The sequence below is a fragment of the Paenibacillus xylanilyticus genome, from assembly GCF_009664365.1.
Classification (GTDB): domain Bacteria; phylum Bacillota; class Bacilli; order Paenibacillales; family Paenibacillaceae; genus Paenibacillus; species Paenibacillus xylanilyticus_A.
In genome coordinates, this window is the sequence record NZ_CP044310.1 from 5086043 (window position 1) to 5106558 (window position 20516).

Annotated in this window: 21 protein-coding genes and 1 pseudogene; 7 read left to right on the forward strand and 15 right to left on the reverse strand. The window is 45.8% G+C overall.

Features of this window, described 5'->3' with window-relative positions; all coding sequences use genetic code 11:
- Nucleotides 1–4 precede the first annotated feature (4 nt).
- The 10 genes from alaS to F4V51_RS22635 form a co-directional block, all read right to left on the reverse strand.
- Nucleotides 5–2623 (reverse strand): alanine--tRNA ligase, encoded by a 2619-nt coding sequence (gene alaS, locus F4V51_RS22590; RefSeq protein WP_153979720.1) that lies wholly within the window; start codon nucleotides 2621–2623, stop codon nucleotides 5–7.
- 432 nt (nucleotides 2624–3055) lie between these two features.
- Nucleotides 3056–4123, reverse strand: coding sequence for an AI-2E family transporter (locus tag F4V51_RS22595; RefSeq protein WP_095289520.1), 1068 nt, complete (start codon nucleotides 4121–4123; stop codon nucleotides 3056–3058).
- Nucleotides 4124–4398: 275 nt separating this feature from the next.
- Nucleotides 4399–4608 (reverse strand): hypothetical protein, encoded by a 210-nt coding sequence (locus F4V51_RS22600; protein ID WP_095289519.1) that lies wholly within the window; start codon nucleotides 4606–4608, stop codon nucleotides 4399–4401.
- A 10-nt stretch (nucleotides 4609–4618) separates the two neighbouring features.
- Entirely contained in the window at nucleotides 4619–5140 is a 522-nt protein-coding gene (locus F4V51_RS22605) for a PRC-barrel domain-containing protein (protein WP_095289518.1), read from the reverse strand.
- A gap of 165 nt (nucleotides 5141–5305) precedes the next feature.
- Nucleotides 5306–6457 (reverse strand): cysteine desulfurase family protein, encoded by a 1152-nt coding sequence (locus F4V51_RS22610; RefSeq protein WP_153979721.1) that lies wholly within the window; start codon nucleotides 6455–6457, stop codon nucleotides 5306–5308.
- Nucleotides 6458–6911: 454 nt separating this feature from the next.
- The gene (locus F4V51_RS22615) at nucleotides 6912–7559 is read right to left on the reverse strand and encodes a GNAT family acetyltransferase (protein WP_153979722.1); all 648 of its coding nucleotides are present in this window, start codon (nucleotides 7557–7559) and stop codon (nucleotides 6912–6914) included.
- Nucleotides 7559–7741: a hypothetical protein gene (locus F4V51_RS22620; protein WP_153979723.1), complete on the reverse strand. Its 183-nt coding sequence runs from the start codon at nucleotides 7739–7741 to the stop codon at nucleotides 7559–7561. The genes F4V51_RS22615 and F4V51_RS22620 overlap by 1 nt, the downstream gene beginning before the upstream one ends.
- 470 nt (nucleotides 7742–8211) lie before the next feature.
- On the reverse strand, nucleotides 8212–8439 hold the full coding sequence (locus F4V51_RS22625; protein ID WP_153979724.1) for a helix-turn-helix domain-containing protein: 228 nt from the start codon (nucleotides 8437–8439) through the stop codon (nucleotides 8212–8214).
- Between the two features lie 657 nt (nucleotides 8440–9096).
- On the reverse strand, nucleotides 9097–10122 hold the full coding sequence (locus F4V51_RS22630; RefSeq protein ID WP_153979725.1) for an SDH family Clp fold serine proteinase: 1026 nt from the start codon (nucleotides 10120–10122) through the stop codon (nucleotides 9097–9099).
- 341 nt (nucleotides 10123–10463) lie between these two features.
- Nucleotides 10464–11114 (reverse strand): M23 family metallopeptidase, encoded by a 651-nt coding sequence (locus F4V51_RS22635; protein ID WP_162009977.1) that lies wholly within the window; start codon nucleotides 11112–11114, stop codon nucleotides 10464–10466.
- Here F4V51_RS22635 and F4V51_RS29485 point away from each other — a divergent pair.
- From F4V51_RS29485 to F4V51_RS29175, 4 genes and pseudogenes are all read left to right on the forward strand, one after another.
- Nucleotides 11058–11555: a helix-turn-helix domain-containing protein gene (locus F4V51_RS29485; RefSeq protein ID WP_153979727.1), complete on the forward strand. Its 498-nt coding sequence runs from the start codon at nucleotides 11058–11060 to the stop codon at nucleotides 11553–11555. The two genes, F4V51_RS22635 and F4V51_RS29485, sit on opposite strands and share 57 nt — an antisense overlap.
- A gap of 162 nt (nucleotides 11556–11717) precedes the next feature.
- Nucleotides 11718–12188 (forward strand): ImmA/IrrE family metallo-endopeptidase, encoded by a 471-nt coding sequence (locus F4V51_RS22645; protein ID WP_153979728.1) that lies wholly within the window; start codon nucleotides 11718–11720, stop codon nucleotides 12186–12188.
- Nucleotides 12189–12277: 89 nt separating this feature from the next.
- Nucleotides 12278–12466, forward strand: coding sequence for a hypothetical protein (locus F4V51_RS22650; protein ID WP_153979729.1), 189 nt, complete (start codon nucleotides 12278–12280; stop codon nucleotides 12464–12466).
- Nucleotides 12467–12744: 278 nt separating this feature from the next.
- Nucleotides 12745–13500, forward strand: a pseudogene (locus F4V51_RS29175) (tyrosine-type recombinase/integrase).
- 90 nt (nucleotides 13501–13590) lie between these two features.
- On the opposite strand, the gene cymR reads toward F4V51_RS29175, so the two are convergent.
- Entirely contained in the window at nucleotides 13591–14010 is a 420-nt protein-coding gene (gene cymR, locus F4V51_RS22665; protein WP_127538637.1) for a cysteine metabolism transcriptional regulator CymR, read from the reverse strand.
- A gap of 316 nt (nucleotides 14011–14326) precedes the next feature.
- Between cymR and mnmA the strand changes: the two genes are divergently transcribed.
- On the forward strand, nucleotides 14327–15451 hold the full coding sequence (gene mnmA / locus F4V51_RS22670; RefSeq protein ID WP_141236692.1) for a tRNA 2-thiouridine(34) synthase MnmA: 1125 nt from the start codon (nucleotides 14327–14329) through the stop codon (nucleotides 15449–15451).
- Nucleotides 15452–15583: 132 nt separating this feature from the next.
- On the opposite strand, the gene crcB (F4V51_RS22675) is transcribed toward mnmA, so the two are convergent.
- The 4 genes from crcB (F4V51_RS22675) to F4V51_RS22690 are packed head-to-tail and all read right to left on the reverse strand — an operon-like array spanning nucleotide 15584 to nucleotide 18604.
- Entirely contained in the window at nucleotides 15584–15943 is a 360-nt protein-coding gene (gene crcB, locus F4V51_RS22675) for a fluoride efflux transporter CrcB (protein ID WP_153979732.1), read from the reverse strand.
- Nucleotides 15940–16338 carry a fluoride efflux transporter CrcB gene (crcB, locus tag F4V51_RS22680; protein WP_153979733.1) on the reverse strand — a complete coding sequence of 133 codons (399 nt, stop codon included), beginning with the start codon at nucleotides 16336–16338 and terminating at the stop codon, nucleotides 15940–15942. The genes crcB (F4V51_RS22675) and crcB (F4V51_RS22680) overlap by 4 nt, the downstream gene beginning before the upstream one ends.
- Before the next feature lie 28 nt (nucleotides 16339–16366).
- Nucleotides 16367–17674 carry a replication-associated recombination protein A gene (locus F4V51_RS22685; protein WP_153979734.1) on the reverse strand — a complete coding sequence of 436 codons (1308 nt, stop codon included), beginning with the start codon at nucleotides 17672–17674 and terminating at the stop codon, nucleotides 16367–16369.
- Between the two features lie 51 nt (nucleotides 17675–17725).
- Entirely contained in the window at nucleotides 17726–18604 is an 879-nt protein-coding gene (locus F4V51_RS22690) for a LysR family transcriptional regulator (protein WP_153979735.1), read from the reverse strand.
- A 138-nt stretch (nucleotides 18605–18742) separates the two neighbouring features.
- Between F4V51_RS22690 and F4V51_RS22695 the strand changes: the two genes are divergently transcribed.
- A complete protein-coding gene (locus F4V51_RS22695; protein WP_153979736.1) occupies nucleotides 18743–19486 on the forward strand; it encodes an SDR family NAD(P)-dependent oxidoreductase in 744 nt (247 codons plus the stop codon).
- On the forward strand, nucleotides 19483–20421 hold the full coding sequence (locus F4V51_RS22700; protein ID WP_416226490.1) for a DMT family transporter: 939 nt from the start codon (nucleotides 19483–19485) through the stop codon (nucleotides 20419–20421). The genes F4V51_RS22695 and F4V51_RS22700 overlap by 4 nt, the downstream gene beginning before the upstream one ends.
- Nucleotides 20422–20516: the final 95 nt, after the last annotated feature.

Genomic DNA, 20516 nt, shown 5'->3' on the forward strand with positions numbered 1-20516 from the left:
TATGCTAACCAATGAGTGAAACGGCCAGTTTCAGCGCTTCATCCAGCTTGGACGCATCCTTGCCTCCCGCTTGTGCCATGTCTGGACGTCCGCCGCCACCACCGCCGCAAACAGCTGCAACTTCCTTGACGATTTTACCGGCATGAAGTCCTTGCTTCACTTTCTCAGCAGGAACAGCAACGACGAAGTTTACTTTGCCATCTGCAGGAGCACCCAGAACGAGCACAGCATCAGGCAATTTCACTTTCAATTCGTCGGCAACAGTACGCAGGGCATCCATGTTCGGCGCGTCCACGCGAGCTGCGAGTACTTGCGTATCTCCTACCTGTACCACTTGATCCGTCAACGAGCCTGCTTCCATGGCACTCAGCTTGCTTTGCAGCGATTCTGTTTCTCTCGCAGCTTCTTTCAACTGTTGGTTGAGACCTTCGATCCGTTTAGGCACATCTGCAACATTGGCTTTGAGCAGGGCTGCGGATTGTTTGAGCAGCTCCAGCTGACTTTCAACGAAGAGGTACGCACCACGACCTGTTACAGCCTCAATCCGACGTACACCAGAACCAATTCCGCTCTCGCTGACAAGCTTGAACATGCCAATCTCCGATGTATTGTTTACGTGACAGCCGCCACAAAGTTCCAAACTGTAGTCTCCAATTTGTACGACACGTACAATATCTCCATATTTTTCACCGAACAATGCCATAGCGCCCATTTCTTTGGCTTCATCAATGGCCTTCAGTTCAATGTTCACATTCAGGCGATTCCAGATCTGCTCATTCACCTGACGTTCAATCTCTGTCAATTCTTCCGGCGTAATGCTGCCGAAGTGAGAGAAGTCAAACCGCAGACGCTGTGGCTCCACAAGGGAACCTGCCTGATTGACATGCGTACCCAGCACATCCTTAAGCGCTTTGTGCAGCAAATGGGTAGCGGTATGGTTTTTGATAATATCTCCGCGCTTGGACGCATCCACTTCCGCTTGAATCACATCACCTACACGCAATTCACCCGACTCAACGCTTACCATGTGTACGTGCTGTCCTTGCGGAGCTTTGAACAGCCCTTGTACTTTGGCAGTAACGCCTGCTCCGCGCAGCAAGCCCTGGTCGCTGACTTGTCCGCCGCTCTCTGCATAGAACGGAGTTTTGTCGAGGATCACCTGACAGGTTTGTCCCTCGCTTACGGAATCGACAAGGGCATCGCCTGCAACGATGGCAACCACTTTTGCTTCCGTCAACAGGTCAGTATAACCAACAAACTCGCTTTTAACCTCCAGATCGGCAAGTGGTCCACCTTGAACCTTCATGCTTTCGCTTTCCTGACGGCCTGCACGTGCACGATCACGTTGCTCTTGCATGGATGCATCGAAACCTTCACGATCAACAGTCAAGCCATGCTCTGCCGCATAATCTTCAGTAAGGTCAAACGGGAAGCCATATGTGTCATACAATTTGAATGCTTCCGGACCACTGATCACCGTACGACCTTCGGATTTGGCTGCAGCACTGATGTCTGCCAGAATCGCCAATCCGTCACTAAGTGTTTCGTGGAACCGTTCTTCTTCGGTTTTGATGACCTTCGCGATAAACTCCTGCTTGTCTACCACCTCTGGGTAGTATACGCCCATGACTTCTCCAACGGTTGTTGTCAGTTCATAGAGGAATGGACGGTCCAATCCGAGAACTTTTCCGTAGCGTACAGCACGGCGCAGCAGGCGGCGGATAACGTATCCACGTCCTTCATTACTTGGCAGAACGCCATCGCCTACTGCAAAAGCAACGGTACGGATATGGTCAGCAATAACTTTCAGGGCTACATCAATCTCCACACTGTCGTTGTATTTCACACCGGCAAGTGCCGCTGTTCTTTGAATCATCGGCTGGAACAGGTCTGTGTCAAAGTTGGAATCCACGTTCTGCAGAATGGACGCAAAACGCTCCAAACCAGCACCTGTATCAATGTTTTTGTTAGGAAGCGGCGTATAGCTGCCATCCTTGTTGTGATTGAACTGGGAGAATACCAGGTTCCATACTTCAAGGTAACGCTCGTTTTCCCCGCCCGGGTACATTTCCGGATCGTTCATGTCATTGCCGTAGGCTTCACCGCGGTCATAGAATATTTCAGTACAAGGTCCGCATGGGCCTTCACCAATATCCCAGAAGTTCTCATCCAGTTTGATGATACGTTCTGCCGGCAATCCCACTTTTTCGTTCCACAGTTTGAAAGCCTCTTCGTCTTCCGGATAAACCGTTACCGACAGACGCTCTGGATCGAATCCGATCCATTCCTTGCTGGTCAGGAATTCCCATGCCCAAGTAATGGTTTCTTCTTTGAAGTAATCTCCAATGGAGAAGTTACCCAGCATTTCGAAGAACGTATGGTGACGGCGTGTTTTGCCGACATTCTCGATATCGTTGGTACGAATACATTTTTGGGAGTTCGCAAGACGCGGATTCTCCGGTTTCTCACGTCCGTCAAAATACGGCTTAAGCGGTGCCATTCCCGCATTAATCCACAAAAGGGATGGATCGTTGTGAGGTACGAGCGATGCACTTGGCTCGATTTTGTGACCTTTACTTGCAAAAAACTCTATCCATTTGGAACGGATTTCACTGGCTTTCATACGAACTGCCCCCAATTAATTATAATGGTCCGGTGCGAATTGCTCCGGTTGGTAAACATTGCTTTTGTAAAAACAAACACAAAAAACGCCCCTGAAATATCAGGGACGATGTTATCGCGGTACCACCCTGGTTATTGCTGCATGTCCCTCATTTCGGACCAATCAGCAATCTCCTCGTTGATGCGAATAACGGTCGCGCCCGGCAGGGTTGTCCTGCACTCCGAAATCAGCTTTCCGCCGCTTCAACTTTCAAGACTCTTCCAGCCATCGGTCAGATCTGAATCTGATCCGAAGAAGTCTATTCTCTGAGGAAAGGAACCCCCGGCGTACTTCATTTCATCATCGATTTCATTTTTGAAACATGTGACTTCATTATATCGATACGCCATGCGAGTGTCAATGTACCCCCCAGGACGCCTCATCCTCGAGCTTTTAATCCGTCCTTCGCTTGATGTAGTAGGCAAAAAAGTGCTGCACGATGACTTTCAGAACGGCAAAAACAGGTACCGCCAGAATAAGACCTACAATTCCTGCCAGTTCTCCACCTACAAGCAGCGCAAAAATAATCGACAATGGATGCAGATGCAGCGTCCGCCCTACAACCTGCGGGGAGATGACGTTGCTCTCCAGTACCTGACATAGCGTGTTTACGATGACCACCAGCAGGACCATTTTAACAGATACGGTTGAAGCCATAACTACAGCTGGCGCCGCACCCAGGAAAGGCCCCAGGTATGGCACAATATTAAATACGGCCACAATGCTTGCTAGCAGCAGCGCGTAAGGCATATCAATAATCACGTAACCGATATAGGCGAAGATGCCAACAATGACACAGACGATGAACTGTCCCCGAATATAATTACCGAGTGCTGTATCAATCTCTTTCATAACCGATACGATGGCTTTGCGGCGAGAACGCGGCAGATACGCTACGACCGTGCGTTCGAACACCTCAAAGTCTTTTAACATATAAAAAATGAGAAACGGCACAATAAATACGTTAAACAGCACATTGATCGTGGCTCCGATATTGTCCATCAGCATCGTTATGCCTTGAGTAAGACGGTCTTCCATCTGGAAGAACCAGCTGTTCATGCCTGTGCGTACGCTTGGTGGCATCAATTTATGATCCATGCTGTTCATGAGACTCTGCGCGCGCATCGACAATTCAGGCATATGCTCATTCAGTTCTTCAAGCTGTTCAATCAGCACCGGGATGACATTCATGAGGATGACGCCGATACAGGTGAGAAAAAAAGCATAGATCAGCAAAACAGCGATGGAGCGTGGCACCTTCCGTCCACCCAACATACTTACAATCGGATTAAGCACATAGGAAATAATAAGGGCTACGATAAACGGTGCAAGCACGGTCTTCAGGAATCCGTATATATGAAGCAGCAAGGGCCTTAACAGCCATATAAAATACAGAATAATCAAGCCGAGCAGCAGCCAGATGGCATAACGGAACAGCTTGTTTTTGGTTAATTGCTCCACTTGCATCTCTCCCCTTTGGACTGGCTCTGAGAGTCAGTATATGTAGGAAAGGGAATATTTATTAACCCCGCACAGATGTGGAAAAGAAGAAAACAAAAAAGCGCCCCCTTCACTAAGGAAGGAGACGCATGTTAAGGCCTGCCCCGGCATACATTAATGCAGGCTGGACAGACTGCTATGTAACTGTCATCTATACACATCTGTCGTCGCTTTGCGACATGGTCCGTGACGTTCGTTGTCACAAAACCGCATATAGAGGAAGTTTCACTCGCGAGTTAAGAAGATGCGTGCAAGTGCGGGAAGTCCTGTGGCAGCTCTTCCCCGAAGAACAGATCGTCAAGCGAGCTGAGCGTTCCATCTTCTTCAACTTGATATACAGACATTTTCTCACCGTTTACGTTCAGTTCAATAAAGCAACCCCAGCAATAGAACTGGTGGGAACCAATTTTCCCGATATCTTTGGAACTACAATTTGGACATTTCATATACATTCACCTATCCATTAACAGAATGAATGGCATTTTCCAAGCGCTGCTCACTCAGTGGAGGCACCATAATGGCACTTTCACCGATAGACATATCGCTTGTACATGGCAGCCATTTACGGCCCTCGATCAGATCGGACACAAAACCGTCCGTAATTTCAATCCCTATTATTGTATTTCCCAACTCTTGGTCAAAATAAACATCGGAGACTCGTCCAAGCAGCAAACCTTCCTCGGTCAGTACGGACATTTCTTTCAATTTAGATTGGCCAAGAAGATACGTGTGTTTTATGTCGTCGGCTCCCGTCTTGCGGACAGCCTGTTGATTACGGATCATGACGGCATCTTCGCCGTAGGCAACAATGTCTTGCCACTGCACGATTTTGACATGATTGGTAAACAGGCCTTTGTTCTCAAGTTCAATGCCTTCAATTTTCCAATCGTCACTAACAATGAAATCCTGGATCTTCCCGACCTGTTTCCCGTCCTCGACATCAAAAACGGCTAGTCCGATCATTTCCTGAAGCTTCATCGCAGGGTCCTCCTCATCTTCTTATCATTAAATAGGCGCGGCGCTATTGCTAGGTATGCCCAAAGTTGATGAGTGGCAATCAGACGCCGATCATCAAAACCGCTTCTATCTAACCGATGAAATGGAACTTCTTCCCTCCTTTTGTTCCATGTGCAAAAGAGCCCCTTAGGGTCTATTACGCAATCGTTCAAGAATGGTTCCAATTTTTTCGGCAGTTTTCATGATTTCTTCCGTAGTATTACCCAATCCCCAGCTAAAACGAATCGCTGAATGCAAAAATGCCTCCGGCAGCATCATTGCTTTGAGTACATGAGATACTTCGAGAGAGCCTGAAGTACATGCAGAACCGCTCGCAACCGCGATGCCTTCCATATCCAGGTTCATTAACATGGTTTCCGTAGATACCTCAGGAAAACTGATATTCAGAATATTGGGAAGCGTATACTCGGGATGACCGTTCACATGAAAATGGTCTTTGCCCACATGGATTTCCAGCTGTTTTAACAAAAGCTTCCGTAATTCCAGATCATGCTGGCGATGCGTCTCTGCTTGGGCTGTCGCAATTTTGAGTGCCTCTGCAAATCCGGCAATTCCTGCGATATTCTCCGTACCTGCTCGGCGCTGACGCTCTTGCAGTCCTCCATGGGATTTGGCTTCCAGTACAATGCCACGACGCACATAAAGTGCCCCTACACCTTGGGGCCCATTAATTTTATGCGCAGAGAAACTGATCAAGTCAACCGGTAGATCTTTACAAGAGATGTTTTGGGTGCCCAGAGCCTGGACTGCGTCGGTATGAAATAAAATCTGATGCTTCCGTGCCAGCTCCCCTATTTCGCGAATGGGCTGAATCGTTCCTACCTCGTTATTGGCAAACATCATCGTAATCAGTACCGTATCCGGACGAATAGCCTCCTGCAGCTCATCCACACTTATTCTTCCATGCTCGTCTACAGGCAGATAGGTAACTTCATAACCTTGACGTTCAAGCTCCTGGCAGCTGTGAAGAACTGCATGATGTTCAATCACCGTTGTAATCACGTGTTTCCCCTGCTCTTTTCGTGCAGAAACCGCACCAAAGATCGCCAGATTATCACTTTCCGTGCCACCACTCGTGAATACGAGTTCATCCGGGAAACAGTCCAAGGAAGCCGCAATACTGTCCCTTGCTCCGCTAACCGTCCGTTTCGCATCCCGTCCAAAAGAGTGTATGCTCGAAGCATTGCCGTATTGACCTGTCATGACTTTCATCATCGCTTCCGCTACCTGTGGATGCATGGGCGTGGATGCAGCGTGGTCCAAATAAATTCTATCCATTGAATTCACCCCGTTATATGTTGAAATTTCATTTGATTTATGGGTATAAAATGTTGCTTTGCATGGCTAAAGCCCCCATAATGGGGGCTTTAGTGTATGGCTGAATGTTCCATAATCAACCTTGATTAGGTGTAGAACATCTATTTTTCATCATCTACAAGGTTCTAGTCTAAACTATATAAAGACATACAGCAAGCGGGTTTTCGGTTTTTTAATCTAGCGGAACCTACAAGAAAAATTACTAATCTACAATCAAATGCGTGGGTAGAATGTGGGTAAAATTCTGATCAATGAAATAAGTTCATTTACAGCATCTCCACGTTGCAGCTATAAGATGAAAAAAAAGATTGATCAAAATTTAATTGTATGATCACACTAAATGTTGAGGCTAATCAAAAAAATATCCGCCAAATTCGCTTTGGTGGATATTTAATCGTTATAAACAAATGCTATGCTATAATATATCCTTCAATTGTTTTACCATCATGCAGTAGCCATTTTCTGATTCGAACCCATCTAGTTGACTGAAACCATTAGACTTATAAAAGTCAATGATTTTGGCAACGTTTTCGCATTCAAGATACAAAACCCGTCCCCCTACTATCTGATGGGCTTCAGCTATCTTCTTATAGGCAATTTGAAGAAGATCGTTACCATTACAACAATTAGCTAAACGCGCTTCTTCACTAAAATTTTTACCTAATTGGCCCAACAAATACCCTTTGATGATGTAAGAACTTTGTTCAGATTTATAGCCTAGCCCCATTAAGCGTTTTTTCACGCTATTAGATAGCCTCCTAAACTGTTTGTTTGGAAGAGTAAGAGGTTTATTGGAAATAGAAAAATAACCAACCAACACTGGCTTTGATCTGTAAGTTGACATCACCAAATAGGTCCTTGCCAAATCCATCTTCTCAAATTGAATGGATTTTTCATGCAAAAAGTATTGGACATCATCTGCCCCAGCACTATCTTGCGAATCTAAAGTTTTGAAAGATAAAAGTAGTTCTTTAATGCTAGCTTCAGAAAGAGGTGACTTATTATCTTCCTCTGTTGGAATTGATCTGAGCATGTCGTAGAGGGAGATAACATTTAAAGCCATTAATTCTTATTATCCCCTAAAAAGCTTTGCATAATATTTTCAATACTTTCCGTTCGAGCGACAAAATTGACCTTCTGCTGAATCTCATAATCCACTCTTCTGGACTTTTCAATTGCATCGGCAAGTTTCGAACTGGCTCTTTGATTAAATTTAAATTCTGAAGTGAAACTCTTGGTAGCCATTTGGGTTGCCACCTTTCCGTTATAAGATCCGATCAATACCAACAAACATATATTACCCTAAAACAGACGTTAAGCAAAGACTTTTCAAGGAAATGTCATCTTCTAGTAATTATATTCACCGTCACAAGAAAAGTTCCTTTATTTTAGAGCAACTTAGTTAAGAGTAATTATGCCCAGCTTTATAATTATTATTAAAGCTAAATTTATGATCTAAATCTTACTATTCATTAATAATTATTCGTAAACACATTACCCCCTTATTTAATTTGTTCGCTCTGCCCGGTACATATAACTTTGTTTATCAGTGTTTTATTAATTTTTGTTAATATTTTCAACCCCTTCCACTCAAATATAATCAATACTAACATCAGCTGCGTAAAAGCGTTGTAGGAAAAACGGATGATTTAAGCATTTTTTTGAGCTGTTTTTTATATAAGAAAAATCCGCCAGGTTATCCCTGACGGACTTAATCATTCATAAGGTCTGTACTTTTCACGTAAGGACTCAGCCTCTCTTTTACGTTCTAATACGTCTGATTTGAGAAAGAGACGAACTGACCCGGATTCCTTAACCGGCTTCAATTTATCGCGTTTCACCAGCGAGAGCAAATTTTGTTTAGACACATCAAGCAGATCCGCTGCCTCAGCAGATGTCACCACGTTTTCTTGAATGATACGGATCAGTTCATCCCGTTCCATCAAATCACCATCCCATTAAGATCAATACAATCGTAACGATACTGAGACCCATAGAAAGCAAGCTGAGGATCAAAGTCACTTTAGTTATTTTTGTCATACTCATGATTATACATGCTCCCTTCTTACCATGCTATAATAAGGGAGAGAAAGAGAAGGAACTCACACGGTCGGCCATTGGATTAACCGACCGTGCATGCCTCAGCTCCTGCTTACCTACGCTGGATGATGATGAGGTTGACTACTGCAGTGATCAAGCTGACGATTGCCGTCAGAAGCGTAACCAGCTTGTCCACCGGGAGTTCCTTTTTCTTTCTCTTTTTTCTCTTCATGTGCTCACCTCATATTAATAATATACCACACCTGTTTACCTAGGTCAATAGGTTTTATTGTAGATACCCTTTTTCGCATAAAAAGCCGCCGTGAAAACTAAATGAGCGCAACGAAAAAAGCCCACCGGTTTATACTGGTGGGCTTTTGGATTCAAGAACAGCAGATCACTTAACTGAGTAAGCTGATGTTCTTTCGAACACAGGCAAGATTTTATTGCCGCTAATCTGCAATGAATCTCTGTAAATGTTAGAATAGGCATCTAGTCTAATTGAAGATTCATAATTAATTGAACCAATGGAAGATGATGCGTAAGTATTGAACACAATGTTAGTAGCTGTTTGGGATTGGATTAGGGACATGCTGATACCTCCACCCTTCATAGTTTCTTAAATCTTGGATTCCAAATTGTTGACCTTGTGGGGTATTCATCTGCACTCTTCTTAATTCACCTTCACTCGCAAAGTAGTGAGATCCCCCACTCAAACTCTCAATAAGTACTCGCTTAACGCCATAAGGTGCATTCCCGTTGCCGCCTAGCATCTGCTCTTGATTGTACGGAACTGATAACTCTAGTTCTTCTGAGATGTCAGTGTAAATCCGCTTGATACAATCGTATTCCTCAGGTGAAGGAGATATGACGTTTAGCCCTAATTCCTCTTTAGCTTCTCTTCGGTAGATAGTATAGTCATGACTACCTGATTCGCTAACCAAGAAAGAAACGATCTCATCCAAGTTCACAGGGTCAATATCTTGGTGTACCAACAATTTTTTTGCAAGCATTTGGATCTGCTCTTTCGCCCTGTAAACCTCTCCTAACACAAGCGGATGAACAACGTCTGCTAGTTTATTTAACACTAGGGACAAGCTTGAATCATCCTTAATACTTAACTCACTTTTTGCAAGTTCAAAGAAGCCTTTAATTGCTTCTACACTTACAGCATACTTCGCAGATGGATTCCCACCTGGAATTTGTGGGTTAAGCGGCGTGTTAATGCTTGGATCAATCGGACCTAGCGTTGCCTGTTTCGTCATCATTATAGAGTTGGCACCTAAACACATTAAAGTGCCAGCACTATGTGACTTTGAAGGAACGATTATATTGAAGTTATCGGTAAATTGCCTAATTAAGTTTACAATACTCCAAGCAGCTAGTGTACTTCCCCCTCTCGTGTAAAGGAACAAAGTTATTTTCTCGGTTTGATCCATATTATCGAGATGGTGCAAAAAGTAATCTAAGCAGTCTGAGCCAATCTGTGTTTCCCAACCAGGACGGTCTCCAGTTACATAGACCAACAGTTTAGAACCAAGCATGGATTCCAACTGTTCATAGAGGTCTCTTCTGTCTACATACATTATTACTGTGCTCCTTAAAAATGTAATACTACCTGTTTCTATAGTAAGGTAATATTTTCCTACTGACAAATAAAAAATTTCTTTGTTTCCTCCCTGTTTTGTTGATCACCTCTTTCACATTACAGCTACTCCCCTCTTGAGAAAGGAGCTATAAGCGGAAGTATACTTAAATAATAAGCAAAATTAATCTGAGCGCTGAGGAATAACGTACGGTTTCCGGATGTTTTTTTGCTATCTATAAAAAAAAGGGCTCTACTAGCGATATGCCAGTACAGCCCCTTTCAATATGTTTATCTTTCGGCTTCAATCTTTTGAAGTCGACCGTCTAAGTCTTTCACATCTCAGTCTACACCAGCAATGAGCGCCAAGAAATTTCGTCTCAGCCGATTAATTACGATAGCTGCCTCTTCCCTTGTGATCGGCGCGCCAGGGCGAGTTCCATCGAAATAGCCGTTAACCTGTGCTTCCTTCCAAGATGATTCGGCCCAAGTGCTTACAATGTTAATATCCCTCGTTGTCACTGGCTTGTCCTCCTTATCAGGCTTCAGCCCGTAGTAGTTGACTAAATACTGGGTTGGCTCGACAACTCCCGCCTCCGTGGCCGTGTAGCCATACTGAGGAGCGCATGCTTTACGCACCTCATAATGCAGATGTGCCCCACTGCTAATGCCTGTGTTGCCTTGCTTACCGATCAGCTGACCACGCTTTACTTGTTGGCCAACGTTTACTCCTGCAGCAGATAGATGCGCATAGACGTGCAGATATCCCTTGTCATCTTTGATGGCCACAACAATTCCATAATTTCCGAAGCCGGATCCGGATACACCCATTTTGGCGTGCATGACCTCGCCGGCTACGAAAGCATAGATTGGTCCGTCTGCAGGCGAAATAACCAGGTCAATGCCCCAGTGGAATTTCTTCAGTCCTGAGACCGGATGGATCCGCATGTCGAATGGGCTCGTGATCCGGTACCCCTCAAATGGATTACTCACGTCTTGCTCCTTCCCATATCGCTTCTGCAGATCACTAGGTATAAGCTGGCAAAATTGACTGGTGTCCCATACACAACATTAATTAAAATCTTGGACGGTACAACTAAAAACCCTCAAATTGAAACTTTGAGTTCCTTAGCTGATTTTTTGGGGGTTACTGTGGACTATCTATTGGGGAACTCAATTGGGTCCATAATTGAATTCGAATTACAGATGAATGGATTATCTGCAGAGGAACTTGCTAAAAAAGCGGGAGTTAGCCTACATTTCATACTTAATGTCGACAACATTATTCCTGAGGCAGGTGATTACGTAGCTATTGAGAAGATTGCCAAGGCACTTGGGATTCGGCCTTCTTCATTAAGATCAGCGCTCGCACGCCAAGAACCCCCAGCATATGATGGGCCCTCAGTGGCTCCTGAGGAAGCTTTAGTCGACTAGAAGAAGATTTCAAAAACGAAAACTTTAAAAACAGCACCATCGATACCGTAGCCGCGCATCATGATGGGGAGGATTGGACTGAGGAGGAATTAAAAGATATTGAGGAATTTAAAGAGCTACTGAAACTAAAAAGGCAGCTAAAGCAGAATAAGGGGTGACGTTATGCAGGCTTACAGCTACGAGACGCTAACTATAAAAGCCCATGCGTCAGGAATAGATATCGCTGAGAAAACCTTACGGGGAAGTAACAAGGGTTTGTACGGGGATGGAATGATTCTAATAGATAAGCGTATAACGACCATAATTGAGAAAGCCTGCATACTTGCTGAAGAGCTCGGACATCATTACACCAGTTCAGGAAACATTCTCGATCAGAGGGACATTAGAAATCGTAAGCAAGAATTACTTTCAAGACATTGGGCATATGATTGCATGCTCCCTTTAGATCGGATCGTGGAGGCCCATCATAACCGGATAGCAGGTAGATATGAACTGGCCGAATATTTAAGTGTGACGGAAGAGTTTCTTCAAAACGCTATTGATCGATTTTCTGCAAAATATGGCTTGACCGTAAAGGCAGACGATCATCACGTAGTCGTACTCGATCCCCTTGGAGTAATTGAAGTTGTTTAAACACTTGCGCTTTCACCGATGCGAGGCAGTTTAACACACAAAAAAGAAGAACATACATTCTATATTTCTCAAAGGGAAGGAGAAATGACGTGAAGAAGAAAAGCAACACAACGAAGAAATCATTGCCACCAAATGTTAGAGAACGAGATGGAAAGTACACTTATCGTTATCGTGTACCGACTACGATCATTGAAGATGGTAAAGAGAAGAAAAGCAGTAAGCAAAAAGAGTCGCCCAGGTTTGATACAATCCAAGAGGCTGTCGATTTTGTATACTAATCGAAGCCAAGAAGATACAGAAAAAGTTAAATCACTCTGATGTCCTTACAGTGAGTACTTGGGGTAAATCATGGCTTAAAGCTTATATCTTAGAGCGAGAGCCAGCCGAAAACACTATCCGAAGCCGTAAGTATGGGTTAAGTGTTGTTTTAAAACAATTTGGCGGTTTCGCAATTAACGAAGTGACAGTAAGCCAATATCAAGACTTCTTATATGAACTAAAGGAAATAGGTAAAAGCCGTAGTACAATTACCACGGTGCATACAGCAGCTTCACTTATGTTTGAACATGCCAAACGAAACGGATTAATTAAGGAAGATCCCACCAAGGATGCTGTAATTCCCAAGGAGCGCAAAGCGGCCCGAAAGGTAGGAGAAAAAAGACAAGTCCTCCCCAAATTTCTTGAGAAGGACGAGCTTAAAGAATGTCTTCAATTGAGCAGGTTCATACTTTCCACAAATCTATGGGCCCTCTTCGTTGTTTTAGCCTATACAGGATTACGGATCAGTGAAGCAGCAGGCCTTCAATGGGAAGACATCGATATGAAGAAAAGAACGATTGATGTAAATAAGCAGGTTTTTGGATCGAGTGTTCGCAAATACACTTTTATCCCCCCGAAGAATGAACAAAGTGAGCGAGTTGTGAGTTTCGGGAGCACAGTAGCAAAAGCACTTGAATTATTGATGGAATGGCAAAAAGAAGATAAATCTTTCACCAAAAAGTTTAATCCAAAAGACGATTTTGTTTTCTGAAGTCCCTACCTACCGGGATACCCGATTCAGGTGACAGGCATGGGTAAAATTATGCGGGAGGTCCTTAGAAAAGCAAAGCTACCAACAAACCTTACCCCGCACAGTTTACGACATACTCATGTTTCATTACTTGCGTCCAACCCCCGTGTAGGTTTACCTGAAATTCAAGCGAGAATAGGGCACAAAAGCAATTCAAAAATTACTGAGTTAATTTACCTTCACGTCACAAAGAACCGCCAAATTCAAATTGCTGATGATTTTGAATGGGCCATCAACAACTAAAGTGTGGGTAATTTGTGGGTAACCTATTTTATATCAAACCTCGAAAACCCTTCCCTGATATGGCAATCTCCTAATAGACTCAACAGAATCTTAGATGTAGAACATGTAGCTGTCTTTTTGTTCCTGATCCTGGAATGAAATCAGGTCTTTAAGCGTTGTGGAATCCAGCACCTCTGCAATGCTATCACGAATGCGCAGCCACAGATCCCGTTTGGCCGGGTCATCTTCCTCGGTGAAGTCCACTGGGGAGATCGGCCCCTCCAGAACACGAATCACGTCACCTGCAGTCACTGTCGCAGGATCTCCTGCCAAAATATATCCACCGTATGCTCCACGGATACTCTTGACGAGTCCGGCATTGCGCAGCGGTGCGATCAGCTGCTCCAGATAATGTTCCGAGAGCTGATTGCGCTCCGCGATGCTTTTAAGGGATGTAGGGCCTTCGCCAGTTCTGGCTGCCAGCTCCATCATGATAGTTAGCCCATAACGGCCTTTTGTCGATATTTTCAAAGGAGTCACCTCTTTCAATTTTCAGAAAAACAATTACAATATATACTTGGCGTGATGCAAGACCGTATTTTTCATGATCCGCCACAGCGGGATATGAATAATACAGATCTCACGCACGTAATCCTCCGTATTCCGATCATAACCCTCAGCTAATGTTAACATATCTGCAAGCTTTATGGAAAAGAAAGATTGACGATATTCCAAATTGTGCGCCTGGAGTGGACACTATCCAAAATTGGCCGGGTGTATCGTAAGTTGAGTCCGGTTATGCTAGAATAGAAACGAAACACATTTATATATAGAAATGGTGATAACGATGTCCAAAACAATTGAGAATACTCGGGTCGTCGTTGGCATGTCCGGAGGTGTCGATTCTTCCGTTACCGCTTTGCTGCTGAAGGAGCAGGGATACGATGTCATCGGTATTTTTATGAAAAACTGGGATGACACGGACGAGTTCGGCCACTGTACCGCTGAAGAAGATTCAGAGGACGTTCGCCGGGTTTGTGAACAGATCGGCATTCCTTATTACACTGTCAACTTCGAGAAAGAGTACTTTGATAAAGTATTTACCTATTTCCTTGATGAATATAAGTCAGGTCGGACTCCAAATCCAGATGTCATGTGCAATCGCGAGATCAAATTTGGCGAATTCCTGAACAAGGCGCTTGATTTGGGCGCAGACTATGTTGCCACAGGGCACTATGCTCGCCTTATCGAAGAAGACGGCACGTTCAAACTGCTGCGGGGTGTGGATAGCAACAAGGACCAAACCTACTTCCTTAATGCACTAAGCCAGAACCAGCTGTCCAAAGCGATGTTCCCGATCGGCCATCTTCCTAAACCGGAAGTACGGAAAATCGCTGAAGCGGCAGGTCTGTACACGGCTAAGAAAAAAGACAGCACAGGCGTATGCTTTATTGGCGAGCGCAACTTCAAGGAATTCCTGAGCAACTACCTTCCTGCCAAAGGCGGAGACATGGTTGATATTGTAACGGGTGAAGTAAAAGGCCGTCATGACGGACTGATGTATTACACCCTCGGACAGCGCCAAGGTCTGGGCATCGGCGGTTCCGGCAATGGTGAACCATGGTTCGTGGCAGATAAAGATCTGGAGAAAAATCAGCTGCTTGTGGTTCAAGGCGATGCGCACGCGAGCCTGTACTCAACAGGTTTGACGGCTACTGGTGTTAACTGGATTGCTGGTGCTGACCAAGTGCCTAACGTACCCTTCCGCTGCACTGCCAAATTCCGTTATCGTCAGCCGGATCAAGGTGTCACTCTGACCTGGCAGGAAGACGGAAGCGTCGATGTACAGTTCGATCAACAACAAAAAGCGATTACCCCGGGACAAGCCGTTGTATTCTATGATGGTGATGTTTGTCTCGGTGGTGGCACAATTGATCAGGTTCAAAAAGTACCTGTACCAGCGATGCAATAATCAGGAAAGCCTCCAATATGTATAGATGATGTGGAATACCCTGTATTCCCATCATAAAAGCCATCTTTCATGTATACCATGAAGGATGGCTTTTTTCCTGCTTTTTCCTGAAAAAACATTTAAAATTTTTAGTTATGCCGCTAACCAAACGCCAGCAAAGGAGGCTGCTACACCCAGTAAAACGGAACTTACTACATATAGAATAGCTGACGGATAACGTTTCAAGGTGAGCAATTGAATCGTTTCATACCCGAAGGTCGAGAACGTTGTATAGGCTCCGCAAAATCCGGTGCCCCACACCACCCAAAGTCCATCCGAGATCAACTCCGATTGATGCCATCCATATAACAAGCCCAGCAGCAGAGAACCACTGATATTAATGATCCAGGTTCCCCATGGGATAGCTGTGCCCAATTTTCCTGAGATCCATCGCCCCAGACTGTAACGAAGTATGGCCCCTAAAGTACCTGCCAGTCCAATCCAGATGATCATGCTGCACCACCCTGCGACGATTTACCCCGCATGAGCTGTCCAAGCTGGATTCCCAACGCACAGAGCAGCAAACCTGCGAGCAAACTCGCCACGATATAAATTGCAGCCTTCGTCCACATGCCGTTCTCGGATAGGCGGACAATATCCAGCGTAAAGGTAGAAAACGTAGTAAATGCACCTGTAAATCCGGTGCCTATCGCAAGACGAAGTTGTGGTGTTATTTTGTCCGGGACGGCGATGGTAAAGAACCAGCCTAAGAACAGGCTGCCAATCGCGTTAATCAGCAGGACTGCCCAAGGAAATCCTACGCTCGCTGATGGAATCCCCAATTGAATGACATATCGGGTCAGTGTACCCAGAAACCCACCAGCGCCTATATACAGAAGCTCTTTCATGTTGTATGCATCTCCCGGGTCATCAATCTTACAGTTCTTTTCTCCGCTGCTGGTTCAGTCTGATTTTCGACTCATTGCCCTGCTCTGTTGCTTCATAGAATACTCTTCGCGAGAGCTGTTTGGGCAGATATTCCTGCTTCACATAGTGCCCCGGATAATTATGGGGGTATTGATAACCTTCATGTCCCAGCTTCACTGCTCCCGAGTAATGGGTATCCCTTAAATGGAGCGGTACCTCAGCCGACTTCACCTCATCGATGGCGCTCATCGCCTTCGAGATGGCCGTGTATACCGCATTCGACTTCGGACTCTCCACTGCGAATAAAATGGCCTGTGCAATATTCAGCTTCGCTTCGGGCCATCCGTTGTTACGGTAGGCATCCAGCGCACCTATGGCCTGGGTCATCGCTTGTGGATTCGCCAGACCGATATCTTCGCTGCTCGCGGCAATCAGACGTCTGATAAATGTCATCGGATCCATGCCAAGCTTCTCTACTGCGTACAAAAACCAGAACAATGCGGCATCACTGGAACCGCGAATGCTCTTGTGAAAAGCAGACAGTACATCATATTGCGTGGACTCATCCGCCTTCACAATCGGACGACGAATCGACTCCTCTGCCACGGCAAGCGTAATATGAATGGACCCATCCTTCTCAGGCGGCGTGGTCAGCGCAGCCAGTTCCAGGGCATTTAGAGCACGCCGAATGTCTCCATTGGCCATGGTGGCAATATGATCCAGAGCGTCGTCATCTGCCTGCAGTTCCATGAATCCAAGCCCTTTATCGGAATCCGCCAGCGCACGGCGCATCGCAATAAGCGAATGTGCCTTGTTCAGCGACTCGAGCTGAAAGAGGGTTGAACGACTCATCAAGGCACCATTCACATAGTGAAATGGATTCTCTGTCGTAGCACCGATAAAAATGATGGTGCCCTTCTCCACTGCTGGCAGCAATGCATCCTGACGGGAACTGTTGAAGCGGTGTACCTCATCCAGAAACAAGATGGTTTTGGTTCCGTACAGCTGCTTGTTTGTCTGTGCCTGCTCAATAACTTCACGAACATCCTTCACCGAGGCGTCTACCGCATTCAGTCGAACAAACTCTCCCTGTGTATGCTTGGAGATGATGTGGGCAAGCGTCGTCTTCCCGCAGCCGGGAGGGCCGTATAACAAGATGGACGAGATCTGGTCCGCTTCAATCGCACGCCGCAGCAGCTTACCTGGTCCAATAATATGTTCTTGTCCAATATATTCATCAAGATGCTCTGGTCGCATGCGATCAGCAAGCAGTCTTGCCTGGGGCTTGGAGTCCTGTTGAAACGAAAATAAATCCACTGCTCATCACTTCCTTAACGGATTACCTATCCTAGATTGGATCTAAACACCTCAATATTCTCTACTCTCTATCATATCATAATCCCGCGGCAGCATAGCCATAAATGCACCGAGCGCACTGCTGACAAATGCATCCTTGCGTGTAATAAAACGAGTCATCATCCGGCTCATGCCCGCGGGAAGCGAATGCTTGCGAAGTATGCCGCTATTCATCTGCTGACGAATAACAATCTCCGGTAACAACGAGATGCCCATTCCCGATGCTACACCACTGATAATGGCTTCCAGTGTGCCAAATTCCATGATTATTGGGCGATTTACTCCGCAGGATAGCAACCACTCCTCTAACGTCTGGCGGTAGGAACATCCCATGCTGTAGACAAGGATCGGTTTACGAGTGAGCTCATCTTCTGGCATTACACCAGATGAAACCACAAACAGTTCTTCATCAAATACATCCAGAGATGTGATCTCGGGATGATCGCAGGCACAACCAATAAATGCACCTTCCAATTCATACCCGATAACCTGGTCTATAAGCTCTTGCGAATTCCCAGTGGTCAGTGACAAGGACACGTCGGGATATTGCCTATAATATGCTGCAAAAAGTTCGGGCAATCGCACGGCTGCTGCAGTCTGCGTAGAGCCTATTCGCAATGGACCCAATGGCGCACTTGTCGCCTGAAGCGCTTTGGAAGCATCGTTCAGCAGACCAATGATTTTATCTGCATAACTCATTAGCATCTCTCCGGCTGGAGATAACGTCATTCCCCGGTTGTGACGAATGAACAGCTTGGTGCCCACCTCTGCTTCCAGATGTCTGATCCGGGCCGTGACGTTGGATTGCACATATCCCAGCTTCGAAGCAGCTTTCGTCAAGTTTCCTTCCTGTGCCACACATTGAAATATTCGAAGATCTCCGCTCTCCATCTTATCCCCCACTTCTGACATCATTCAGAATGATGGCCAGTTCACTAACAATCATTATACTCCATGCGCAAACCGGACTACAATTCATGTAGATTCCAAACCAGTTCACCAGCTGGATGATGAGAAGGAGTGTTCAACATGACATACTGGAACAACAGAGTAGCCTTAATTACAGGGGGCGGAACAGGCATTGGTCGCGCGGTGAGTCTGCTGCTGGCTCAAAAGGGAGCATTAGTCGCTGTCAACTACTCCCGGTCTCGGGAAGCGGCAGAAGAAACAGTTCAACAGATCGTGGATGAAGGAGGTCAGGCATTCGCTGTTCAAGCCAGCGTTGCTAGTGATATGGAAGTTCGGAAGATGGTGGCTGCAGTTACCGAAACGTATGGCCCCATAACTGCCCTTGTTAACAATGCCGGAATCACCCGGCACATTCCTCTGCAGGATCTGGAATCCATTACGGAGGATGTATGGAATGAACTGTATGATGTGAACGTGAAGGGCATGTTTTATTGCGCTCGTGCAGTGACAGCAGGAATGCAGCAGGCAGGCGGCGGCTCCATTGTGAACCTGGGCAGCATTGCGGGCAGCACAGGTTCCGGCTCGTCCCTCCCTTATGCCGTTTCCAAAGCTGCAGTTCACGGCCTGACCTTATCTCTTGCCCACGCACTCTCACCGCTCATTCGGGTGAATGCCATCGTCCCTGGCGCCGTTGCAACCCGTTGGTGGGCCGGAAACGAGGAGCGAATGAATCGTCTCGCTGGCTCGTTGTTATTACAGAGAATTTCCTCTCCTGAGGATATTGCGCACATGATATGTGCTGCGCTTGAACAGCCATCCATGACCGGACAGCTGATTACCGTAGATGGCGGTCAGACGTTATGAGCCCCGGTACTCAAGCTGACGGCAGCGCGATGAAACCATTAAAATATACAATATGCATCTTGTTAACGACATTGATTATGGGTACTTCTTTTCCGGTTGGCAAAATCGGCATGTTGTATGCTCCACCGTTCCTGCTCATGGGCATGCGTTACGTACTGGCAGGGGGCCTGATGGCCTGGTTTCTGCGAAAACGACCTCTACCTGCAGGATGGCAAGCCTGGCTAAAAATTATTTTAATTGGCCTGTTCCAATCTGCTGGAGTGATGGGATGCGCCTATTACAGCATGAACTGGATTACATCCGGTGAATCTGCCATTCTTACCTTTACCAATCCGTTGCTGGTCATTATCATCAGTGCTTTGTTGTATCGGTTAACATATCGCTTCAGCCAGTGGATGGGTGTACTCCTCGGCCTCGCCGGCGTCCTGTTAACCTTTGGCTCGCATATGAGTTTTAGCCCCGGAACCTGGATTGGAATTGGTGGTGCGGTTTCCTTCGCAGTCTCCACATTACTTATTAAACGCTGGGGTGATCGTTACGATACTTTTGTGCTTACCGCGTACCAGATGCTCGCTGGAGGCGCAGTACTGCTTCTGCTTAGCACATGGACTGAACAGCCTTATTTTATTGTGAACCCCACCTCGGTTGCAGTGCTGCTCTGGTTGTCCCTTGTATGCTCCATAATCCAGTTCTCACTCTGGTTCTATTTGCTGCAGCATAGTGACCCCGCCCAAACCAGTTCCTATCTGTTTCTGACACCGTTCTTTGGAGTATTGTCGAGCTGGATTTTACTGCAGGAACAGGTCGAGTGGTTCGTTGGTGCTGGCGGCATACTCATAGGTGTTGGTATTTTTCTGGTCAATCGTCGTTCATCTGCACAGAAAACGAAGGAACGCTCATCTGAACTCCTTAAGCATTCTCCTCCAGTGAGTTGAGATGGTCACACACCAGCAGAAAAAGGCATGCGCTCATGGGATTCCCCCATGAACGACATGCCTTTTATATTCTTGATTTTACATTGCTCTACCCA